General features: G+C 55.1%; 22 protein-coding genes. 3 read left to right on the forward strand and 19 right to left on the reverse strand.

The window, feature by feature from the left end:
- Positions 1 to 117: 117 nt before the first annotated feature.
- From GN107_RS07535 to thmT, 4 genes are all read right to left on the reverse strand, one after another.
- Positions 118 to 1,485 (reverse strand): RsmB/NOP family class I SAM-dependent RNA methyltransferase, encoded by a 1,368-nt coding sequence (locus GN107_RS07535; protein WP_155287191.1) that lies wholly within the window; start codon positions 1,483 to 1,485, stop codon positions 118 to 120.
- Positions 1,472 to 2,452 (reverse strand): ABC transporter permease, encoded by a 981-nt coding sequence (locus GN107_RS07540; protein ID WP_155287192.1) that lies wholly within the window; start codon positions 2,450 to 2,452, stop codon positions 1,472 to 1,474. Before GN107_RS07540 ends, GN107_RS07535 begins: the two co-directional genes overlap by 14 nt.
- A gap of 22 nt (positions 2,453 to 2,474) precedes the next feature.
- Positions 2,475 to 3,218, reverse strand: a complete 744-nt coding sequence (locus GN107_RS07545) for a class I SAM-dependent methyltransferase (RefSeq protein ID WP_155287193.1) — start codon at positions 3,216 to 3,218, stop codon at positions 2,475 to 2,477.
- Between the two features lie 195 nt (positions 3,219 to 3,413).
- Positions 3,414 to 3,602, reverse strand: a complete 189-nt coding sequence (gene thmT / locus GN107_RS07550) for a 2-hydroxymuconate tautomerase (RefSeq protein ID WP_155287194.1) — start codon at positions 3,600 to 3,602, stop codon at positions 3,414 to 3,416.
- A gap of 120 nt (positions 3,603 to 3,722) precedes the next feature.
- Here thmT and GN107_RS07555 point away from each other — a divergent pair, with 120 nt between their 5' ends.
- Entirely contained in the window at positions 3,723 to 5,147 is a 1,425-nt protein-coding gene (locus GN107_RS07555) for a C69 family dipeptidase (RefSeq protein WP_155287195.1), read from the forward strand.
- A gap of 93 nt (positions 5,148 to 5,240) precedes the next feature.
- Here GN107_RS07555 and GN107_RS07560 read toward each other — a convergent pair whose 3' ends face one another.
- Genes GN107_RS07560 through GN107_RS07570 form a run of 3 tightly spaced genes read right to left on the reverse strand, consistent with a single transcriptional unit; the run spans position 5,241 to position 7,286 of the window.
- Complete coding sequence (locus GN107_RS07560; protein WP_155287196.1) at positions 5,241 to 6,035, reverse strand: Nif3-like dinuclear metal center hexameric protein; 795 nt, start codon at positions 6,033 to 6,035, stop codon at positions 5,241 to 5,243.
- Positions 6,028 to 6,720 (reverse strand): tRNA (adenine(22)-N(1))-methyltransferase, encoded by a 693-nt coding sequence (locus GN107_RS07565; RefSeq protein ID WP_155287197.1) that lies wholly within the window; start codon positions 6,718 to 6,720, stop codon positions 6,028 to 6,030. Before GN107_RS07565 ends, GN107_RS07560 begins: the two co-directional genes overlap by 8 nt.
- A gap of 26 nt (positions 6,721 to 6,746) precedes the next feature.
- Positions 6,747 to 7,286 carry a GNAT family N-acetyltransferase gene (locus GN107_RS07570; RefSeq protein WP_155287237.1) on the reverse strand — a complete coding sequence of 180 codons (540 nt, stop codon included), beginning with the start codon at positions 7,284 to 7,286 and terminating at the stop codon, positions 6,747 to 6,749.
- 756 nt (positions 7,287 to 8,042) lie between these two features.
- Between GN107_RS07570 and GN107_RS07575 the strand changes: the two genes are divergently transcribed.
- Positions 8,043 to 8,267, forward strand: coding sequence for a hypothetical protein (locus GN107_RS07575; protein ID WP_155287198.1), 225 nt, complete (start codon positions 8,043 to 8,045; stop codon positions 8,265 to 8,267).
- Between the two features lie 181 nt (positions 8,268 to 8,448).
- Here GN107_RS07575 and rpoD read toward each other — a convergent pair whose 3' ends face one another.
- The 12 genes from rpoD to rpsU all read right to left on the reverse strand — a co-directional run bounded on the left by rpoD (position 8,449) and on the right by rpsU (position 20,118).
- Entirely contained in the window at positions 8,449 to 9,552 is a 1,104-nt protein-coding gene (gene rpoD / locus GN107_RS07580; RefSeq protein WP_155287199.1) for an RNA polymerase sigma factor RpoD, read from the reverse strand.
- Between the two features lie 63 nt (positions 9,553 to 9,615).
- Positions 9,616 to 11,526, reverse strand: a complete 1,911-nt coding sequence (gene dnaG, locus GN107_RS07585) for a DNA primase (protein ID WP_196246286.1) — start codon at positions 11,524 to 11,526, stop codon at positions 9,616 to 9,618.
- Between the two features lie 133 nt (positions 11,527 to 11,659).
- A complete protein-coding gene (glyS, locus tag GN107_RS07590) occupies positions 11,660 to 13,726 on the reverse strand; it encodes a glycine--tRNA ligase subunit beta (protein WP_155287201.1) in 2,067 nt (688 codons plus the stop codon).
- A complete protein-coding gene (glyQ, locus tag GN107_RS07595) occupies positions 13,727 to 14,680 on the reverse strand; it encodes a glycine--tRNA ligase subunit alpha (protein WP_371863483.1) in 954 nt (317 codons plus the stop codon).
- A gap of 624 nt (positions 14,681 to 15,304) precedes the next feature.
- Positions 15,305 to 16,108, reverse strand: a complete 804-nt coding sequence (recO, locus tag GN107_RS07600) for a DNA repair protein RecO (protein WP_155287203.1) — start codon at positions 16,106 to 16,108, stop codon at positions 15,305 to 15,307.
- Positions 16,108 to 17,031: a GTPase Era gene (era, locus tag GN107_RS07605; protein ID WP_155287204.1), complete on the reverse strand. Its 924-nt coding sequence runs from the start codon at positions 17,029 to 17,031 to the stop codon at positions 16,108 to 16,110. Before era ends, recO begins: the two co-directional genes overlap by 1 nt.
- Positions 17,024 to 17,425, reverse strand: coding sequence for a cytidine deaminase (locus tag GN107_RS07610; RefSeq protein ID WP_155287205.1), 402 nt, complete (start codon positions 17,423 to 17,425; stop codon positions 17,024 to 17,026). The genes era and GN107_RS07610 overlap by 8 nt, the downstream gene beginning before the upstream one ends.
- Positions 17,426 to 17,448: 23 nt before the next feature.
- Positions 17,449 to 17,847: a diacylglycerol kinase gene (locus tag GN107_RS07615; protein ID WP_155287206.1), complete on the reverse strand. Its 399-nt coding sequence runs from the start codon at positions 17,845 to 17,847 to the stop codon at positions 17,449 to 17,451.
- A complete protein-coding gene (gene ybeY, locus GN107_RS07620; RefSeq protein ID WP_155287207.1) occupies positions 17,831 to 18,298 on the reverse strand; it encodes an rRNA maturation RNase YbeY in 468 nt (155 codons plus the stop codon). Before ybeY ends, GN107_RS07615 begins: the two co-directional genes overlap by 17 nt.
- A gap of 8 nt (positions 18,299 to 18,306) precedes the next feature.
- Positions 18,307 to 19,302 (reverse strand): PhoH family protein, encoded by a 996-nt coding sequence (locus tag GN107_RS07625; protein WP_155287208.1) that lies wholly within the window; start codon positions 19,300 to 19,302, stop codon positions 18,307 to 18,309.
- Between the two features lie 175 nt (positions 19,303 to 19,477).
- Positions 19,478 to 19,924: a GatB/YqeY domain-containing protein gene (locus tag GN107_RS07630; protein ID WP_155287209.1), complete on the reverse strand. Its 447-nt coding sequence runs from the start codon at positions 19,922 to 19,924 to the stop codon at positions 19,478 to 19,480.
- Positions 19,925 to 19,941: 17 nt separating this feature from the next.
- Positions 19,942 to 20,118 carry a 30S ribosomal protein S21 gene (rpsU, locus tag GN107_RS07635; protein WP_155287210.1) on the reverse strand — a complete coding sequence of 59 codons (177 nt, stop codon included), beginning with the start codon at positions 20,116 to 20,118 and terminating at the stop codon, positions 19,942 to 19,944.
- 297 nt (positions 20,119 to 20,415) lie between these two features.
- Here rpsU and GN107_RS07640 point away from each other — a divergent pair, with 297 nt between their 5' ends.
- The gene (locus GN107_RS07640; protein WP_155287211.1) at positions 20,416 to 21,234 is read left to right on the forward strand and encodes a pyruvate, water dikinase regulatory protein; all 819 of its coding nucleotides are present in this window, start codon (positions 20,416 to 20,418) and stop codon (positions 21,232 to 21,234) included.
- The last annotated feature ends 174 nt before the right edge of the window (positions 21,235 to 21,408 follow it).

Below are 21,408 nucleotides of genomic sequence, written 5' to 3' on the forward strand. Positions count from 1 at the left end.
GGGATCTTTTGTCTCCGTGGCGCTCGAGTAAACATCATCAAATTTTAAGCGGTTGTAGCTATGTATGGGTGCTAAACGCCACCCGAAAAAATACCTTATTTATTAATTGTGCTTATTTTAAACACGTAAGCCCTTTGGATACAAGTTTTTTACGGTTCCATTTACCAAGCGGCCAATTGCAAAGCCCTTATCCTCGTATGTCAGCAGCACGTTGCGTTTGCCCACCGCATCCGGTGCGGCAACTGTTTCACCGTGCCGGTACGCCGCAAATCCAGCCTCATCGACCGGAACAACGGTCTTAAACGCTGCTGGGGGTAACGCCGTCGCCAGTGCGTGGCTCGGTTCGAACCGGCGCTTCTTGAACGTGCCGAGGTGCAGGCCGGGGCGTAGCACGCGGACCTTACCGAGTGTCGGCGTTGCTGCTGGCAAGGCGTACAGCTGGTCCCCGCCGAGTGTCAGGGCACCCCCGATTTCGAGCTGCAGGTTATCCGCTTGCCAGTCTTGCCAGAGCTGCAGCTGGTCGCCGTTTAGTTCATGGGCAGCTGGCTGTTTGCCGTGCTTAGCGCGCTTATTCTTGCGTTTAGGTGCGGCCGCCGGGGTGCCCGGCATGCGCAACTTGGCGAAGAAGTGGCCCTCGCCGACCTGATTTTGTGGCCAGAGGCGAATAGCCCCGGCAATGCTTGGGTCGCCATTGCCCCACTCCGGCCGGGCGTGACTCATACCTGCTTGCAGTGGTACTTCCTCAACGGTGAGGGCGGTGTTTTCTAGCAGGTAGCTGATGATTTGTTCGTCTTCTTCGGGCGCAAAAGTACAGGTGGAGTACACGAGCGCCCCACCTGGCTTGACCATCTTGACGGCCTGGTCCAGAATCTCACGCTGGCGCTGCGCACACTTAGCTGGGTAATCTAGGTCCCAGTAACTGACGGCGTCGGCGTCCTTACGGAACATCCCCTCCCCGGAACAAGGGGCATCGACCGCAACGATGTCAAATGCTTCTGGCATTGCGGCGGCGAGGCTGTCCGGGTCGTTGTTGGTCACCACGACGTTTCTGGCCCCCCAGCGTTCGATGTTGCTGGCGAGGATGCGGGCGCGTGGCAAGTTGATTTCATTGCTAACGAGGACGCCCTGGCCGGCCATGGCCCCCGCCAAGGCGGTGGATTTACCACCCGGCGCTGCGCAGAGGTCCAGCACCGTCATTCCAGGCTGGACGCCAGCCAGTGCGCCAACGATTTGGGCGCTGGGTTCCTGACTGTAGACGTAGCCGCTGACGTGATCGATGGAATTACCGTCAACCTGGCCCACATAGCCGTATGGTGAGTAATTGATCGGTTCGCTAAGGTCAAGCGCGACATTTTGTGGGTCGTTGCGGAGCGGGTTCAGGCGGAAGCCGCTGGCAGCGGGCTGCTCGAAGCAAGCCAAAAAGGCATCGGCCTCGCTGCCCAGTAAGCGGCGGTATTTAGTGATGAAGTCTTCAGGAAGCTGCACGTTGATTCCTCCTATTGTTTGAACGGACGAACATGAATAACTGGTTACTTAAGGCGAAGATGACCATCAGAAACGCGGCAAAAAGCACGAGCCGGAAGTGGTCGGTGATGTAGAAGCGCCACCACGCGATCCCTGTTCCCACAACGATGGCGATGGCAACGCCCGGCAGGAACTGACTGCCGACGCCGCGCAGGTAGTTGTTCCGTAGCGGTGCTTCGAGGCCTTTGACCTGCAACTGTGGGGTCATGATGGCACTGAGCAGCCCCGCGCCCGCCATTGCGAGCGTGATGACGATGAGGGCAAGTAAGGCGCCGCCGTTACGCTGCAACCAGCTTCGGGGGTGCGTTGTCCCAGAATAAATCAACCGGCGCCCGTGCGCCCCACCGAAGATCCGGCTGAGGGTCGTCGTGTGAATAATGTCGGCGCCGTCAACCATGATGGTGACGTCCTTTTGCCGTAAGCCCCCGTTGTCACTCTCCGTGGATGCGGAGATGAATTCGTGGTCGTTGAGCGCGTTACCTTGCTGGGTGCCGACCGTGCCGATCACGTTGATATAACGGCCGTTGCGGTGCAGGTACTTCTGGTTTGCGGTCAGGTAGAGGCGTTTAGCCACATTACTGCCGACCACCGCCACGGGTAAGGAAGAGTGGAAGTCATCTGCGCTGAAGAAGTGGCCATTTTGCAGTGGCAGGCTGCGGTAGCTCCCCTTCGCGAAGAAATAGGACACGTGCTTGCTGATGGTGAACTGGACTTGGTAATTTTGCATTTTTTTGCTGGCATCGAGCTTTTGGAGCGTCTTTTGCAACGATTCGCTGCTTTGACTGTGGTAGACCAACGCCTGGTCGGACATCCCGCCATTGCTAAGCATGTCCGCGTATTCCGATTGGTCGCCTTGGCTCCAGACCAACCCGGCCAAAACTGCCAGCAACGCGACGAGAATATCGATGATGATGCTGCGTTTAATCATGCTGAACCTCCCTGCGGCAGAATTATTGAATCAAGTAGATGCGGTCCCCAACGGCGTCAAAACTTCTGAACGCCTGGTTGAGCCGGAGCAGCTTGCGGTCAACGCGCAGCTGCGCTTGACGCCAAAACAGGTTGCTGTTGGTAATGCCATTGCGGTCGCCAATGCAAAATAGTTCGAGCTGCGGAAAATTATTGCGGATCAGCGACAGCAGGTGCGCGTCGTTCGGATCTTTGTCGGGACTCCAGGCCATAATCACCGCATCCACCTGGTCGCCGTACTCCCAGAGCGCGGCACTGGCGGTTGCCCGCCGAACTGGGGTCCACGGGGCGTTGCCAGTGCCGTTCTCGTCGACCCAGGTCAAGGCGTCGGTGCTGATGACACTTTGCCCCGCTTGCCGTAAGCCGTAACTAAGTAGTCCGTTACCGGCCGCTACTTCTAGGTAGCGGCGGCCGGGATAAGCTTGCACCCACGCAGCAATCAACTCTTGAGTTATGTATGCCCACACGCCGTAATGGTAAGCCAAAAACCAGCGGAAATTATGCAACATGTGGTCGAGCGCCATCAATTCATCGAGGCGGCCATCCGGAACGCTCGCCGCGAGGGCATAGTCGGCTAAGGGTAGCTGCATTTGCGGCAGTTGCTTAGCGGGCAGCTGGTGCTGTTCCACGGCTGCCTTCGCTGCGACCATGGCGTCGATGCGCTCAGCAACGGCGGGGATGCCCCGATATTTTGCTCCAAGTTGCATTAAGCGCGGCCAGTATTTCAAGCGTGAATCCCTCCTGTGATTGTCTTCTGTAAACTATAGCACAGCCGGCCCATTTCCGCCCCGGGCAGCTGCCTCCTGGCGTCCGGAAAAATGAAAAATTAAAGCCTAACACCACGGGGATGTTAGGCCTTAAAAGTTTGGCGCCTTGTGTATAGTCCAGCTGCAACAATCTGAACCGGGTCGTTTAGCTTTGAGTTACTTTTCGTCTGACTTCAGTACGCCGCCGACCGCGTACCGGTCTTTGCGCATTTCGTTCAGAATCACGTGGACGTGTTCTGCTGGGGCACCGGTGTTCTTAACAACGGCTGCGGTGACGTCAGCGCACAACTGCTTCAACTGTTCCTGGCTGCGGCCTTCAATGAGTTCGATATGGACAAGTGGCATGTGTAATTCCTCCTTATGTTTATCCTGAATTATACCCGTCTTCGCTGGAACTGGCGAGTGACCAAAAGTTAGTAAACTTGTATAATGCAGTTAATAGGCAAAATTATTGGAGGTATTGCAATGACCACACGTTCATCTTGTACCAGCATTCTAATCGGCAAAAAGGCCAGTGCCGATGGTTCGGTCATGATTGGCCGCAACGAGGATTCCAAGGCTTCTTGGCCGAAACACCTGCTTGTGCACCCGGCTGTTAATGGGACTACAGCGACACAATTTGTTTCCAAAGATACTGGTGTGTCCTTCGAGTTGCCAGCAAGAGCCCTGCAATATTCCGCCACCCCAGAGTGGACTGATCAGTATGGCTTGTTTGAAGAGGATGGTATCAACAGTGCCGGTGTGGCCATGAGTGCCACCGAAAGTGCCTACGCCAACCCGCGTGTTTTGGGCTTTGACCCCTTCGTCGAACACGGCATTAACGAGGAGTGCATGGTCACGGTCGTGCTGCCTTATGTTGACAGCGCGCGGGCCGGTGTTGCTTGGCTTGGCAAGTTGATCGAAACGCACGGGACTGGCGAGGCGAACGGCATTTTGTTTGCGGACAAGGATGAAGCTTGGTACATGGAAGTGCTCACCGGTCACCACTGGGTCGCCCAACGCATTCCCGATGACGCCTACGCGGTCGTTGCCAACCAGCTCAGCATCCAAAATGTCGACTTCGACAGTGCCGACTTCATGTTTGACGCGGACTTGCAGGATTTTGCCCGGCGCAACCACCTCTGGAACGGTGGCGACTTCAACTCCCGCCAGATTTTCGGTACCGATTCGCAAGAAGACCGGATGTACAACACGCCGCGGGTCTGGTACGGCCACCGCATGTTCTCAGCCAGCAGCGCGCAAACTGAGACGCCGGTTGCCTCCGACCTGCCCTTCATCATGCACGCCGACCGGCCGCTGCAATTAGAGGACGCGACCGCCTTCCTGTCCGCGCACTATCAGGACACGCCTTATGATCCCGCGGCGCGGATTCCGGACGCGACTAACGCCCACCGTTTCCGCCCCATCGCCATCGCCAAAACGCAAGAGAGCCACGTGCTCCAGCTGCGCCAAGACCTGCCGGCTGCAATTGCGAACATTCACTGGCTCGCAATGGGTGTACCGGCAGAAAGTCAGTTTGTGCCCTTCTTTGCGGGGATGACCGACACTCCTGAAGATTACAAGCGTGGCGCCTTGCCAGCCAACTTGGATTCCGCATATTGGCAGTACAAACTCGCCGGCGTGTTGCTCGACGCCCACTTTCAGCACTTCCTGCCCGCGCTCAATAATGTGCAGGATGAAGTCCACGCTAAGTTAATTGCGCACATTGCCGCAACGGACGAGGCTGCAGCAAAGGTGGATAATTATGACGACCTAGCAGCACTAGCAACCGAGGCTTCCGCGGTTGCGGCGGCAATTTCCAAATCAGAATGGCAGAAATTCACGATGCAGTTGCTGGCCCAATCGACGGACTTCTCACCACTGAACTTCAAGACGGACGCAAATTTGTAAGGAATCGCGCAAAACAACGTTCCACTAATTGAACAGATTAAACAAAGCTCAGACCATCAGTAACTGCAAAAGATGGTCTGAGCTTTGTTATGTTTAGAGGAATGTGAACGGTTCGGTGCTGAGCTTAGAGGTGACGACCATGATTGGCCAGTCATCCTGCTTTGCCCAGAGCGTGAGCAAGTTGCAGACGTTGTGTTTCATGATTTGTTCGACGTGGTGGCCAACGTCAAGAACCGGGAAGTTGGCCGCTAGCATGTCGTGACCGGTGTGGTAAGTTACGTCGCCGGTGATGTAGGCGTCTGCCCCGGCTCGTTTTGCGTACATGAATTCTTTTGAGCCGGAACCGCCGAGCACGGCGACGCGCTTGACGCGCATGCCGAGATCGTTAGCGATGACGCGGACACCGTTCAGGTTGTAGCGGTCCTTACTCAGTTCGACTAACTGCCGCACGCTCATCGACTTGTCGAATTCGCCAATCCGGCCCATGCCGCGCAATTCGCCATCATCGATAAACGGCAGCGTGTGCTTAAGGCCCAGCTGCTTTGCCAACCAGTCGTTCATGCCGGGGTTCGCGTTGTCCAAGTTGGTGTGGGCGGCGTAAACCAAAATGTTCGCGTTCAGGATCTGCGCGTACATCGCATTTTGCGGCACGCGCAGGTCCAGGTTGTGGGCGGGGACAAACATGGCTGGGTGGTGGGCAAAAATCATGTCTGCCCCCACCCGAATCGCCTCGCGGACAACTTCTGGCCGGACGTCGAGCGTCACGAGAATTTTGTGGACCTCGCGTTCAGGATTACCGAGCTGCCAGCCGATTGGGTCGCCAGGCACGGCTAGCGTTCGCGGGGCGTATTTTTCAAAACGCTTGGCCACATCAAGTCCGCTAGTCATTGAGTTCACCCCGCACCAGTTCTAGTTCCTTGGTAACTGCGGCGCGTTTTGCCGCGACGTCACCACTGGCACTGCTTAAACCGGCCGCAACGCGGTGCAATGCCCGTTCCCGCCGCTGGAGTTCTTGGACAAATAGTGGCTCGCGCTTGGCCCGCAAAATTGGGCCGAACTCAAAATCAGCCTCCGTGTATGGAACGTCAGGGACGGTGTGACCAGCGAGCATGATTTCGTACACGTGGCCCTCATCTTCCAGAATTTGTTCATCCATAATGCCGAATTCGTGGGCAGCTAACCAGCGGCGCACCAGCGGTACATCGCGGTGCGGACTCAGAATCATGTTTTCGGTCCCGTCGAGGTGCCCCTGTCCTGCCTCCAGAATCTTTTCGATCAGTTCACCGCCCATGCCGGCAATGATGACCGTCCCGATTTCGTCTTCAGGCTTGATGCCCTGCAGCCCGTCAGCGAGTCTAGTCTCAATTGCCGCTTGTAGTCCCGCTTCGGCAATATTGCTGGCGGCAATCTGGAGCGGACCCGGTGCAACGTCGCAAGCTAAGGCGTGTTCGACCTTGCCGCTTTGTACCAGCGCGATGGGCAAAAATGCGTGGTCGGTGCCGATGTCGGCGATGCGCTCGTCTTGATCGACGAACGCGGCGATGCTACTGAGTCTTTTGCTTAGATGAATCATATCTGTTTTTTCCCCGTTATCCTTGTTTATAGTTGGTGCTTTTCAAACCATTCGTCCCGCAGCACGCCGTACTTGATGGAATCCCAGTATTGGCCCTTCCAGTAGCGCACCTGCCGGACCCGCGCCTCAAGGGTCATGTCGAGGCTTTCCGCAAGTCCCAGCATCCGCTTGTTCCCGGACCAGGTTGTCAGGCCGATATGCGGCAAGTTGATTTGCCTGAACAAGTGGCTGATCCACAACTCCAAGGCTGTTTTACCGATGCCCTTACCCCAATAACTGGCATCGTAAATAGTAATCCCAACGTCCAGCCAGCGCAAGAGCGCACCGTCGTCATAATAAGCCGACACCATGCCGACCATCACCCCGTTGGCCCAAATCACCTGGCGCGTAGGGTTGTCTTGAAACTCATCCACGCCCATGGTAGTCAAAAATTCGCGCCGGCTGGGCATCTCATCATGAAAATACGGCCCGTTCCACTGTGCCCATTCAGCGTGTGGATCACTGAATGCCAGCTGCCAGAATGCGTCTAACTGGTCGTGCTCAAGTGGTTTTAGTACGATTTCAATACTCACAAAGCAGGCCTCCCGTTATCTAGATAGCCTAATTATACATATTTTGCTCAAAATTTGCTGGGTTGCAACTGTCACTGCAACAAAAGTTAATTATTGCTCTATTTTGCGGATTATAGTAGGTATGGGTGGCGGTAGAAATTACGTTGGGCTTCTTGCCCACAAGGTGGGGCGCCACTGCTCCCGCACTCCGCGGCTTTGCCGCTCCGATGTCGATTGAACTAGCGGCGGCACAGCCGCAGCAGTTCAAGTCGCTCCGTATATGCTTGCGCGTGGAACAGCCCGGGGCCGGCTCCCGCCAGACTTCGCTTTGCTCCGTGTGGCTCCGCCTAAATTTTGGGCCGCCCTCACTCCGTTCAGTCGCGGTCCCAAATTCACCCCAGTTGTTAAGCAGAAGCCCACTGCTTAACAACTGTCTGGGCTTTACGCGGCATATACTTCGCTCCGCAGCGGCGCACCACCCGGCTACATTGTCTTCTCATGAAAGAAAGGCAATAAGGCTACTTAACGTCGACTAGAACCTATTGTTTTCCGTGGATGAATAAGACGTCGGAAGCCCAACTTCATATTAAGGTTCGCCTTGCTAGTAAAAACATTCTGGAACAGCAAAGAATCAACCGTCCATCGGTTTTTCGTTGGTCAGTTGCTTCGAGGTAACTTGATTCGTCACTTTCATGTCTCCATGGTTAACGTACTTGTAATGCAAACTGCTAACGGCGTAGAAAGCTGTTTGCCGGTGGTGGGTTAAGACAAATGTTAGTTAAGGAAAGCATTGAAGGGCGGTGGGCGCCTTTTCCGGGAATGAAGCTGGCGGGAGTGACCATGCTGAAACGATTATTGAAGGTAATAGCCTTGCGGGTTTTTGCAAGGTTATTACCTTCAATAATCGGGGATAGCGGAGAGACCGCTAAGGATGATAACGGCAGTATCGGCAAGATTACCGAAAACGTAGAGAAAACACGGCGGGCTCGTAGCTAAGTGGAAGACCTGGCGAACTTTACCAGGTCTGCAACGACCCCAGCATGCCTGTCTGTCACTTCCGCCAGCGAAATGGACGGAAAATGCGCCCACCGCCCGGCAGTCAAACACGCCCTAAGCCTACAAAAAATGGACCTCCCAGCCGGGAAGTCCATTCATCTGAATTCAGTTATTTACCGAGCTATTCCAGGAAGTCTTTGAGCTGCTTGGAACGGCTTGGGTGGCGCAGCTTCCGCAGTGCCTTGGCTTCGATTTGGCGAATCCGTTCGCGCGTAACCCCGAAGACTTTACCAACTTCTTCAAGGGTCCGGGTCCGGCCGTCATCGAGACCGAAACGAAGCCGCAGAACGTGCTCTTCACGGTCAGTCAGTGTGTCCAGAACGGATTCAAGCTGTTCTTTCAGCAACTGGTAGCTGGCGTGATCTTCAGGACTGGTTGCATCCGCATCCTCAATGAAGTCACCGAGGTGGGAGTCGTCCTCTTCACCGATAGGGGTTTCGAGGGAGACTGGTTCTTGCGAAATTTTGAGAATTTCGCGGACCTTTTCGGTTGGGATATCCATTTCGGCACCGATTTCGTCAGGGTTAGGCTCCCGCCCAAGGTCCTGAAGCAACTGGCGCTGGATCCGGATCAACTTGTTGATGGTTTCGACCATGTGGACAGGAATCCGGATGGTCCGCGCCTGGTCAGCAATCGCACGGGTAATAGCCTGCCGAATCCACCAGGTTGCGTAGGTGGAGAACTTGAACCCCTTCCGGTAGTCGAACTTCTCGACCGCCTTCATCAGGCCCATGTTCCCTTCCTGAATCAGGTCCAGGAACTGCATCCCGCGACCGACGTAACGCTTAGCGATGGAAACAACCAGCCGCAAGTTCGCTTCGGCCAGCTTCTGCTTGGCTTCCTGGTCACCCTGCTCAATTTTGAGTGCGAGGGCAACTTCTTCATCGGCTGTCAGCAGTGGCACGCGGCCGATTTCCTTCAGGTACATCCGCACGGGGTCGTTGATCTTGACGCCGCTTGGTGCAGAAGTGTTGCTTAATTCCTTCTTGGTAACCTTCTTGATCTTCTTAATGGAGGCAGCTGCCGGTTCACCTTTCTCATCAACGATGCCGATCCCAGCGTCTTCAACTCGCTGCATCAGGTCGTCAACCGCATCGCTCTTGAGGGCGAATGGCTTGACCAGCTCTTCGGCAAGTGCATCGGTTGAGACCTGACCACTTGGCTTATACTTCTTGATAAAAGCGGTCCGTGCTGACTTGTACTTGGTCTCATTGGTTTTTGCCATGTATATTCCTCCGTTTTCCTAGTTGGTGACATTGTATCACGTTACCAAATAGTTCAATACCAGCTAACGCTGTGCCTGGACAACGCGCATTAATTCAAAATACCGACTGCTGAGGTCCGCTTGCTTCTGCTTATCGCCGAGGCGCCGGGCCTGCTTGAGCTCGGTGCGAATGGCGGCAAGTCTGGCCGCAAGTGTCCCCTGCCCGATTACCGCAATTAAGTCGCTCACCGCGGCGTTGGTCACTGGCGGCACGTCTTCCATTAAGATGGAACTGAGCGTGGCCCCGTGGCTGCCGCTTTGCTGATCAACAAAAGTTTGGTATTCCGGTGTAACGTCGATCGTCGGTGTGTGGGTCTGGCAGAACTCCTGCCAGGCGGCGGCAATCACGCCGTACTCCCCTTCCGGCCAGTCAAACGGGTTGGCGAAGACGAATAAACTCGTTTCCGCATCCGTTAACATGTAGTGCAGCAGTTCGCGCTCGGCGCGCTCGTAACGCGTGAAGTGCTGCTGCTCTTGTTGCTGGACAACGGCTGCCGGAGCGCCGTAACCACCTTGCTGCCCAGCCTCATCGTCTGGCGGCGGTGGGGCAACACTGTCATCAGGCAGTGGTACTTCCTGCGGATCGTACGCCCGCTCAGCGTTAGACTGGACAGTCGTCTGCTCCGCCCGGGGCTCCGGCAATTCCGCCAGCTGCTTCTGCAAGGCCGCGAGCGGCAGGCTGGTCAGGTCGGCAACTTGCTGCAGGTACAGCGTTTGTTCGACCGCACTGCTTAAGGCTTTGATTTCCTTGAGTGCAGCAGCGATGTATTCCAGCTTGGCGTGGTCATTGACCATGTCAACGCCTTGCGCCAGGTAGTGCAGGCGGAAGGCGGTTGGCGTCAGGACGCTTTGCAGCTGCGTTTTGAACGCTGGCCCGCCATTTTTCTGGATGAATTCGTCTGGATCCATCTCGCCGGGTAAAACCACGGCGGAAACGTCGAGGCTGCTGCCCTGCAGCAGTTTGAGTGCCCGCTCGGTTGCAGCTTGGCCGGGGTGGTCGCCATCATAGACGACCACGAGGCTCTTGCCGCGCCGTTCGAGGATGTGCACCTGTTGTGGTGTGAGCGAGGTGCCCATCGAGGCGACCCCACTGGTGACGCCGGCTTGGTACGCAGCAATCACATCCATGAAGCCTTCAAAAAGGTAAAACGGGTCGGTGCCGCGCACCGCCTGCTTTGCCTCGTCCAGGTTGAATAACAACTCACCCTTGTTGAAGACGATGGTTTCGGGACTGTTGAGGTACTTAGCCTGCGTTTTTTCGGTGCTGAGGGTGCGGCCGGAAAAGCCGACCGTCTCCCCGCGCTCATCCCGCAGCGGAAACATGACCCGGTTGGTGAAGCGCGTCCCCAGCTCGCCGCTATCGCGATCAACGAAGAGCCCGGTTGCCCGCATTTCATCGATGCTGACTTTTTGGGTCTTCAGAAAGGTCTGCAGTAGCGACCCATCACTGGGGGCGAAGCCGATGCCAAAATGCTCAATGGTTGCGGTGCTCATCCCCCGCTTCTGAACATAATCCAGCGCTGCGCTGCCGCTTTCCGTGTTCATCAGCAAGTGGTGCATGAAGTCTTCGGTCAGCTTAAGGATTTCCTTTTGCCGCTTCTGAGCGGGGTCGACGTGCGCTTGAACCGCACTGGTGTCGATGTTTAGCTCAACACCGGCGTAATCTGCAGCCTTCTTGACGGCCTGCGGGAAGGGCAGGTTGTCGCTATCCATGATGAAGTCGAAGACACTGCCCCCACGGCCGCAAGAGTAACAGTGAAAGAACTGTTTCTCCTCGTTGACCGCAAACGACGGCGTGTTCTCATCGTGGAATGGACACAGCCCAAACAGGTTCTGGCCCTGCTTCTTTAGCTGCACGGTTCGTCCGATGTAGTCCGCAATGTTGATTGCATTCTTGATTTCCTCGAGTTTATCCTCGGAAATTCTACCTGCCACGACCATCACCTCCCTGAGCAGTACGCAAGTTGTAAAAAGTCGCACCCCAAGTTCGGGAATGCGACTTTTACGTGTCTTACTGCATAAAAGCGCAACCTAAAGTATAGCGCGAATGCAGCAGAATATCAAACTGTTACTTGGCGATAATTGTCGTGAGTTCACCATAAACGTTGATGAGCTTTGCGAGCTGGTTTAGCAATGCCAAGCGGTTGTTGCGCACGGCTTCATCATCAACCATGATCATCGTTGCGTCGAAGTAGGCGTTGATGACGTCACTGAGCTTGCCAAGCCGGGCAAAACCGTCTGCGCTAGGCTGCAGGGCATCGTCTGCGGCTGCAACTTCCTGAACGGCCTGGTATAGCGCCCCTTCACTGTCGTTATCAAACAGTGCCGGGTCCACCTTACCAGTGCTTGGGTTCTTGCCGGTGATGCGCAGTACTCGAGTCAAGGCTTCAAGCTTATCCTTGAAGTCATCCTCGTCAGCAACATCGCTAAGCACCTTAGCGGCCGTAATCTCGGCGGTCACGTTGGCAGCAGGATTAGCGGTCACTGCGTCCACAATATCGTGCCGGACGGATTGGCCAGACAATTCTTGGCGTACGCGATCCTGGAAGAAGTCACTAACTGCCTTGACGTTCTTACGGTAGTCCAGGCCGTTATCCTCACCCTTATCAGCGAGCGCATCTGCAATCTCACCCTGCAAGTCGGTCAGGGACATGTCAACCCCGTGTTTAGTGAGCATGCGGACGATCCCGTAAGCGCCACGGCGTAGTGCGTAAGGGTCGTTACTACCACTAGGAATCATGTCGACGGCGAAGAAGCTCATCAGTGTGTCCAGCTTGTCGGCCATGGCCAGCAGCGTGCCGACCTTGCTTTCTGGCAACGCTGTCCCCTGGCCGACTGGCATGTACTGTTCGCCCAGGGCCTTGGCTACGACGGCGTTTTCGCCCATGATGCTGGCGTAGTGTGCTGCCATCGTCCCCTGCAGTTCGGCGAATTCACCGACCATGCCGGTAACCAGGTCGAACTTGTAAATAGAAGCGGCGCGCTGGAGATCAGCGGCTTCATCAGCGTTCAGACCGAACTTACCAGCCAAAATGCCGGCAATCGTCTGCACACGGGCCATTTTTGCGGCCATAGAGCCGAGCTTGACGTGGAAGGAAACGTTCTTCAGCCGGTCAACGTAGTCAGCAATCGTGTGCTTTTTGTCTTCAGCGTAGAAGAAGGCCGCATCTTCAAGCCGTGCCGTCAGGACCTTCTCGTTCCCGGCGATGACGTTATCGAGGTGTTCAGCGTTCCCGTTGCGGACCCCGATGAACACGTTGACCATCTTGCCGGCTGTGTCGCGAGCATAGAAGTAGCGCTGGTTGTCCTTCATTGAAGTAATGAGGACGGCTTCCGGAATCTCGAGGTACTTCTGGTCGAACTTACCGGCAAAAGCCGTTGGGTACTCAACCAGGTTGTTGACCTCTTCCAGCAGGTCTGGATCGAGGTCGATCTGCCAGTTGTTGTCCGTGGCGATTTTGTTGATCTGCTTCGTGATCAGGTCCTTGCGTTCAGCGGGGTCAACGATGACCTTCTGGCCGCGGAGGGCTTCAACGTAATCAGCAGGCTTAGCAATATCAACGGCCTGGCCGAGGAAGCGGTGGCCTTCGGTGCGGCGCCCTGCTTTGACGTCCAGCAGCTGCATTGGCACAACCTGGTCATCCAGCAAGCTGACGATCCAGTGAACGGGGCGGATGTATTCGAAGTCGTAATTGCTCCAGTGCATCCGGGTCGGGAAGGTCAGACCTTTAACAACATCGATCAGGCCGGCCAAAATGTCAGCGGCGGGCTTGCCAGGCGTTTCCTTGTGCAGGTATACGTACTCGGTCCCCTTCAATTCCTTGAAGACGATGTCATCGACGGTCATGCCCTGACCGCGGGTGAATCCGATGGCAGCTTTGCTCCAGTTACCGTCCTTGTCCTGCGCGATCTTCTTAGCGGGTCCCTTGAGGTCTTCGCTGATGTCGGCGGTTTTGGCCGCAACGTCATCAATGATCAGTGCAAGCCGGCGGGGCGTTGCGTAAGTGCTGATGGCACCGTGGCCCAGCTGCTGCTCCTTGAGGTACTTGGCGGTTTTGTCAGCCAACTGCTTCAAGCTAGGAGTTACAACGTGTGCGGGCATGTCTTCCAGCCCGATTTCAAGTAAGTATTGCATCTACTTAGCCTCCTTTGCAGATTTCTTGGCAGCTTTAGCAGCCTTGGCGTTGATTTTGGCAGTTTCCGCAGCGGCGAGTTTGCCGTCATCTTTCAGCAGTGGGTAACCGCGCTTGCGCCGTTCGTCAACGAAGGCCCGGGCAACCTTGTGCGCCATCTTGCGGATGCGGCTCAGGTAGCCGGCCCGTTCGGTAACGGAAACGGCACCGCGCGCATCAAGCAGGTTGAAGGTGTGGCTGCACTTGAGGATGTAGTCGTAAGCTGGGTGCACCAGTCCGAGGTCCATCAGGCGCCAAGCTTCCTTTTCGTAGGCATCGAAGAACTTGAGGAGCATGTCCTGGTCGCTTTCCTCGAAGGAGTACTTGGAGTGCTCGTATTCAGGTTCCTTGAAAATGTCCCCGTAGAGCACGCCGTCGCCCCATTCGAGGTCATAAACGGAGTTAACGTTCTGAATGTAGCTGGCCAGCCGCTCAACCCCATAAGTGATTTCGCTAGTAACTGGGGAAACGTTCAGACCACCGACAACTTGGAAGTACGTGAACTGGCTGACTTCCATCCCGTCGAGCCAGACTTCCCAACCAACACCGGCACAACCCATTGACGGGTTCTCCCAGTTATCCTCAACAAAACGAATATCGTGTTCGAGCGGATCGATGCCGAGAGCCCGCAGTGAGTCCAGGTAGTATTCCTGGATGTTCTCTGGTGATGGCTTCATCACTACTTGGAACTGGTGGTGTTGGTAGAGCCGGTTGGGGTTCTCACCGTAACGGCCGTCAGCTGGCCGGCGAGAAGGTTCCACGTAGGCAGCGTTCCAAGGTTCAGGTCCGATTGCCCGCAGGAAGGTGTATGGGCTCATGGTCCCAGCACCCTTTTCGGTGTCGTAAGCCTGCATCAACATGCAGCCTTTGCTGCCCCAGAAGTTCTGGAGCGTCTGGATCATGGTTTGAACGTTCATATTCTTAACCAATGTTCGGTCTCCTTTATTTTGTGATCCAAGCGGTGCCAAAATAAAAAGCGCCTCTATGCCAATTCGGCATAGGGACGCTTGCGCGCGGTTCCACCCTACTTCGCTGACTAGGTCAACGCTCTTTCAGAAGTGGCTCGAAAACGCCAATTATCAGTTTTAAGCTTCCGGCTTCCACAATCCCGGACTCGCTGGTGCTACCACTGATAACCCTTTTTCTCATCGCCTGTTTAACTGAAATTAATTCTAACATATCTCCCAATAAAAATCAGCTGGGATTCGGGTTTTTGCAGAAAGTGGCCCACAATGCGGTTAGCTCCTGAGCATTAGCAGAAAAATGGCTCTAAGCACTGAACTTCGTGTTTAGAGCCATTTTTCTGCTAAGCGGAAGGAGCTGCATTGTGGGCCACGTTTATATGCTGGGAGAGTTGGCGGCTTGCCGCTTACTCTCCCACATCCGTAGCGCAGCGTAGGTGGCCGGCTCCTCACCATAATTAAGAACGGTCAGGAGTCGCCACTTCCACTTGGGCGGGTTGTGCCCTTAGTGGAATGGACAGTGAAACGGCCGGCAGCGATGATCGTCAGTAGATTCAAGGTCACTCATTACGATCAACCCTACCTGTCTGCATCAGTGCGCGGTTTGCGCGGGCGCAGCGGGCGGAGATTGCTGCCACCATTTAACTCGTCCAAGAAGCGCTTGGCGCGTGGCGTCACCCCGACCAGGTCGTCATAGATCCGGTCGAGACAGGAACGCAACTCGTGCTTAGTGGTTGGACTGACCTTAATATTGCCCAGCTGCTCCAGCTTGACCACTGAGAACTGCCGCAACAGGTAAATCGCCTTTTGCGAGGCGTGATAGCGGTGTTCATCCAGTCCCCAGTGGTTCTGGCAGAGCAGGCCGCCGTAACTGTCGGAGAAGTCCAGTGGTAAGTCACTGCGGCCGCAGACCACACAGTTCTGCCAGTGCGGGCCGACCCCGAAGGCAGTTAGCAACTGCACCTCGGCGATATTACTGATGATCTGCGGATCGGCGCCGCTGTCAATGCGGCGCAGCGCGGTTTCGGCAAAATCATACCACTGTGGTACCGCGACGTTATCGCTGAAGGCGAGGTCGATCAGCGCCAGCACGTAGGTCGCATAGGCATTGCGCTCGATGTCTGCGCTGATGTTACTGAACTCTTCGCTGCCGCGGAGGGTGTTCACGTAGGACAAGCCTGAGCTACGAATCACCCCAACGTAATTACTCGCGGTAAAGGGCATGACCCCCACCGCCATTTTGAACCCGGGTTTGCGCGCCCGCCGGAACAAGAACATCCGCTTGCCGAACTCCCGCGTCAGGATTTTGACGAGCAAATCCGACTCTTTGTAGTTGTAGCGCGACAGCACGATGCCCTTGAAATCCTGCGGGGCGCTCGCCATTACTTCAGGTCCTTCTTGTTGTAACCGAGCGTGCGCAGGTAGGCGTTGTTGTCGCGCCAGTTCTTCTGCACCTTGACCCAGAGCTTCAGGTTGACCGGTTCACCGAGCAGACTCTCGATGTCGCGGCGGGCGCGGATCCCGATTTCCTTGATCATCGCCCCACCCTTACCAATGATGATGCTCTTCTGGCCAGGGCGTTCAACGAAGATGTTGGCTTCGATCTGCAGCTTGCCGCCCACGTAATCCTTCATGCGTTCAACCACCACGGCGACCGCATGCGGAACCTCATCGTGACTGAGCTCCAGAATCTTCTCGCGGATGAGTTCCCCAACGACGAAGTATTCAGGGTGGTCGGTGATCTCATCGTCAGGGTAATACTGCGGGCCAACTGGCAGCGCAGTGATGAGCGTGTTCAGGAGGTCATCGATGTTGTTCCCCTGCGTTGCGGAGATTGGGAAGACTTCATCAAACTTGCGCATCTTGCTGTAACGTTCGATGAGCGGAATCAGGTCGTCAGGTGATACCAAATCGATTTTGTTCACCAGCAAATAGACCGGGGTCTTGACCTTGGCCAAGGCTTCCAAAATCCACTGGTCACCGCGGCCGGGCTGCTGATCGGCTTCAACCATGAAGAGGACCGCGTCGACCTGGTTCAAGGTCGACAGTGCGGCGTCGTCCATGTACTGGTCGAGTTCATTTTGCGGCTTGTGGATCCCGGGCGTGTCAACGAAGATGATCTGTGCATCGGGGCGGGTGTAGATTCCGTTAATTTTGTTGCGGGTGGTCTGGGCCTTCGGTGACATGATGGCCACCTTCTCGCCGAGGATGCGGTTCATGAAGGTTGACTTACCAACGTTGGGGCGGCCGATGATGGCGACGAAACCGGAACGGTGCTTCTTTTCTACTGGTGGTTCTTTAGGCATTGTGCATGTCCTCCTTGTTGAAGGCGCCGGGCAAAAGTTCAGTGACCGTCGTCGTGTCGATGGTTCCGTGCAGGTTACCCAAGTAAACTGGGGTCTGTGCACCCATAAATTCAGTCATTGCTTGCCGGCACGCACCACAGGGGGCAACTCCACCGTCAGTATCCGCAACCACCGCGAGCGCGCTGATTTCACGAACACCGGCGCAGGCCGCTGCGAAAATAGCGTTGCGTTCAGCGCACATTGTGATGCCATAAGACGCGTTTTCGATGTTCGCACCGCTGAAGACGCGGCCGTCCGCACTGATCACTGCCGCGCCAACCGCGAAGTGAGAATACGGTACGTAGGCATTCTTCCGGGCGGTGATCGCCGTTTGCATCAATTCTTCTTTATCCATTATTGTTGAATCTCCAAACTTCATTATATGTTTCGAAATAGTTCAAGCAGCCGCGGCAAAAAGATGTAGATCCCGGCTAATACCGCAATCAACGCTGAGAGTAGTACCCCCGCCGCCGCGGTGTCCTTGGCAAAGTGTGCTAGGTCGGAGTACTTACCGCCGCAGGACAAGTCCACTGCGGCTTCGATTGCGGTGTTAAATGCTTCCGCCACGAACACAAGCAAACTCACACCCAGCAGGAGCAAGAACCGCCACACGTCGATGTCCAAAAGGATGCCGAGCAGCACAGTAAACACGGCCCAGCCAAGTTCAAAGCGCGCATTGCGTTCGCGGCGGAGCAAACTGATGACGCCGTCGCACGCATGCCGGAATGACTGGAGCCAGTGCCGGTTCTTATTGGTTTGTTTAGCGTTCCAACCCATAAGCAGACAGAATCTTCTCCTGCAGCGGAATCATGACCGCTTCGTCCTCAGGCTTGATGTGATCGTAGCCGTTGAGGTGCAGGAATCCGTGGACAACCGTGTAGCCGAGTTCGCGTTCGAAGCTGTGGCCGTAATCCTTGGCCTGCTCCGCAACCTTGCCGGGCGCGATGAAGAGGTCACCGATGTTTTCGGGAATCCCTTCGAAGCCGACAAAATCGTCGTCGGCACTTTCGTCGTCCTCAATCGCAAAACTGATTACGTCGGTCACCCGGTCAGTGTTCCGGTACTCGCGATTGATGCGGCGAATCTCTTCATCCTTAACAATCGTGATGGACATCTCGGTGTCTGGCGCGCTGCCGAGTTCCTTAGCCGCGAACTCAACTAGCTTTTTAACCAGTTCCTCGTGCTCTTCATCAAGCAGTTTGTCATCGTTGAATAATGTCAGGTCCATTAATCCGTTTACTCCTTAGACTTATTTTTATCTGGATCAGCAGGTGCCTCAGCGCGGTCGTAGGCCTCAATGATGCTGGCAACAACTGGGTTGCGGACAACGTCATCGGCGCTGAAGTGCGCGAAGCCAATGTGCTTGACGCCCTTGAGAATCCGTTCAGCTTGAATCAAGCCACTTTGGCGCTTACTTGGCAGGTCGATTTGTGAGACGTCCCCGTTAACGATCATGCGCGAGTTAAATCCGAGCCGGGTCAGGAACATCTTCATCTGGGCCTGCGTCGTGTTCTGCGCTTCATCCAGAATGGCAAAAGATGCGTCCAGTGTCCGGCCACGCATATAAGCCAGCGGTGCGATTTCGATGACGCCGCGCTCCATCAGCCGGGCGGTGTGCTCGGTGCCGATGATGCTGTGCAGTGCGTCGTAGATTGGTCGTAGGTATGGATCAACCTTTTCCTTGAGGTCACCAGGCAGGAAACCGAGGTTCTCCCCCGCTTCGACTGCCGGCCGGGTGATAATCAAGCGGTCAACTTCCCCCGCCTTGAGCGCGGCAACCGCCATGGCGACGGCAAGATAGGTTTTCCCGGTCCCAGCCGGGCCAATGCCAAAGGTGATGGCGTTGTTCTTGATGGCATTCACGTACTGGCGCTGGCCGAAGTTCTTGACGCGGATGCTTTGGCCCTTGGCGTCTTTGATCAGGCTCTCGCTGTACATATCGACAAAGTAGTCGAGCGTGCCCTTTTGCGCCATCTTGGTGGCACTGACAACATCTTCACCTGCCGGGCGAATCCCCATCTGCAGCAGGTCGCGCAGTTGGGCCAACACTTGGTAAGCCAAACTCCCGGCGTGGGCCTCCCCACTGATGCGAATCTCCTGACCGATCGGTGTCATCGCGACGTCAAATGCTTCAGCAATGATGTCCAAGTTCTGATTGTTCACCCCGACCAGACTGATCATCGTGTCATTATCAGCAAGGACAAAACTTTTGGATACCGTTTCCTCTGCCAAGTGCAGACCTCCCTTATAAGTACTCTTATTTTAGCATACATGTTCACATACAAGTTATTGAAGTGTTCCAAAATTGAGTCTAACCGGCGTTAGCCAGCTAAGCACCCTCAATTTTTCGATATTAGTGCAAAACAAAACCTCCCGAACGCAAATGCGCTGGGAGGCTCTGTGTGTTTTAGGAATTCAGTTGTTCCCTGACGATGCGGCTAACGACCGCGCCATCCGCCTGACCTTTTACCTTAGGCATGAGGTCTTTCATTACCAGTCCAAATTGCTTTGCGCTAGTAGCACCAACCGTGGAAATTGATTCCGCGACCAGCTTGGCGATAGCAGCTTCATCCAGCTGCGCCGGCAAGTACTTCTCGACAATGGTAATCTCAGCCTTGGTCTGGTCGACCAAATCCTGACGCTTACCAGCCTCGAATTGTTCAAGTGATTCCTTCCGCTGCTTCAGTTGAGTCGCAAGGATGCCGCGCTCCTCGTCTTCACTGAGCTCATGACCTTCAGCAATCTTGGCGTTCGTTAGAGCCGTCTTGATGCCGCGGATCGTGTCCAGGGAGATTCTGTCGTGGGCCTTCATTGCGGTCTTCAAATCCTGATTGAGAGCATCGGTTAATGCCATATAATCAGTCCTTTGATTTAGAACTTCTTGCGCTTCCGAGCCGCCTCAGACTTAAGCTTACGCTTAACGCTAGGCTTTTCGTAGAATTCGCGCTTGCGGTATTCCGCCAGTTGGCCTGACTTGGATACGGTCCGCTTGAAACGGCGGAGTGCATCGTCGAGAGATTCATTCTTCTTAACAACTGTCTTTGCCATGTGTTATCCCTCCCTCCGATACGATGTAACCACTGAACAGTATCCCGTCAGCAATTCTTAAACATTATAGCTAAGCATTAGCTGGACGTCAACGTATTCGCTGCAAGTTTTTATAAACCCGTAAGACTGCGCCTAAAATACTCTGTGATTTATCGTTCAATACGTATAAGTGTAGTCGGATTTTGTTTATTCGGCAAGGGCTATACGCCCATTTAAGCAGACAATTTTCAGCACTGTAACGACAGCTATGGTATGATAGCGGTATCAATCCGTTATTTACTGATGGGAGTTTTTCGTATGAGCAAAACAATTAATTTCTATATTATTTCTGATTCCGTTGGTGACACCGCCAACCAGCTGGCTGAAGCGGTCGCGGCCCAGTTTCCGCGTCTCGAGCCCCGCTACCTGCGCTACCCCTTCATTCAGACCCGCGAGAAGCTGGTTGAGGCCCTCGATACCGCCAAAAAGAACGACGGCATCGTGATCAATACCCTCGCGACAGGCGACCTCGCTGCTGACGCCGATAAGTACTCTAAGGAAATGGATCTGCCCTGCTTCGACGTGTTCACCCCGCTGGTTACGGCAATCGGTGAAAAGTACAACGAGAAGCCAACTGGCATCGCCGGCTCCGTCCACGACCTGAACAAGGATTACTTCGACCGCATCAGTGCTCTTGAATTTGCGGTCACTTACGACGACGGCAAGGATCCGAAGGGCTTCCTGAAGGCCGACATCGTCCTGCTGGGTGTATCCCGCACCAGCAAGACACCGCTGTCCCTCTTCCTGGCCAACCGCAAGTTGAAAGTTGCTAACCTGCCGCTGGTTCCGAAGAGCAAAATTCCGGATGAAATCTACCGCGTAGATAAGAAGAAAATCGTTGGCCTGACCACTGACCCCCAGGTACTGATGGAGTTCCGGCGGCAGCGTATGCTGGCGTACGGGCTGAGCGCGGACACGACCTACTCCGCACGGAATCAGGTCATGGAGGAACTCGATTTTGCGAACAAGCTGTACGCGGAATTGGGCTGCACCGTTATCAACACGGCGCACCGCTCAATCGAGGAAACGGCCACGCTGATCATGGAGCACATGGGCATGGATGTCTTCGACAACTAAACTTACACTATGACCTATAAAGTCGCCTCACAAACTCTGAGACGGCTTTTATTGTGCTTATAGAGCGTTAAGGGCCGCTTGGAGGGGCGCAGCTGCTTCACTGCACAAATACTTTCGCGTGGAACAGCCCGGGGCCGGATACGGACTAGCTTCGCGAGTCCTCCTCCTAATTTT

Source organism: Lacticaseibacillus zhaodongensis (assembly GCF_009687905.1).
GTDB classification, from domain to species: Bacteria; Bacillota; Bacilli; order Lactobacillales; family Lactobacillaceae; genus Lacticaseibacillus; species Lacticaseibacillus zhaodongensis.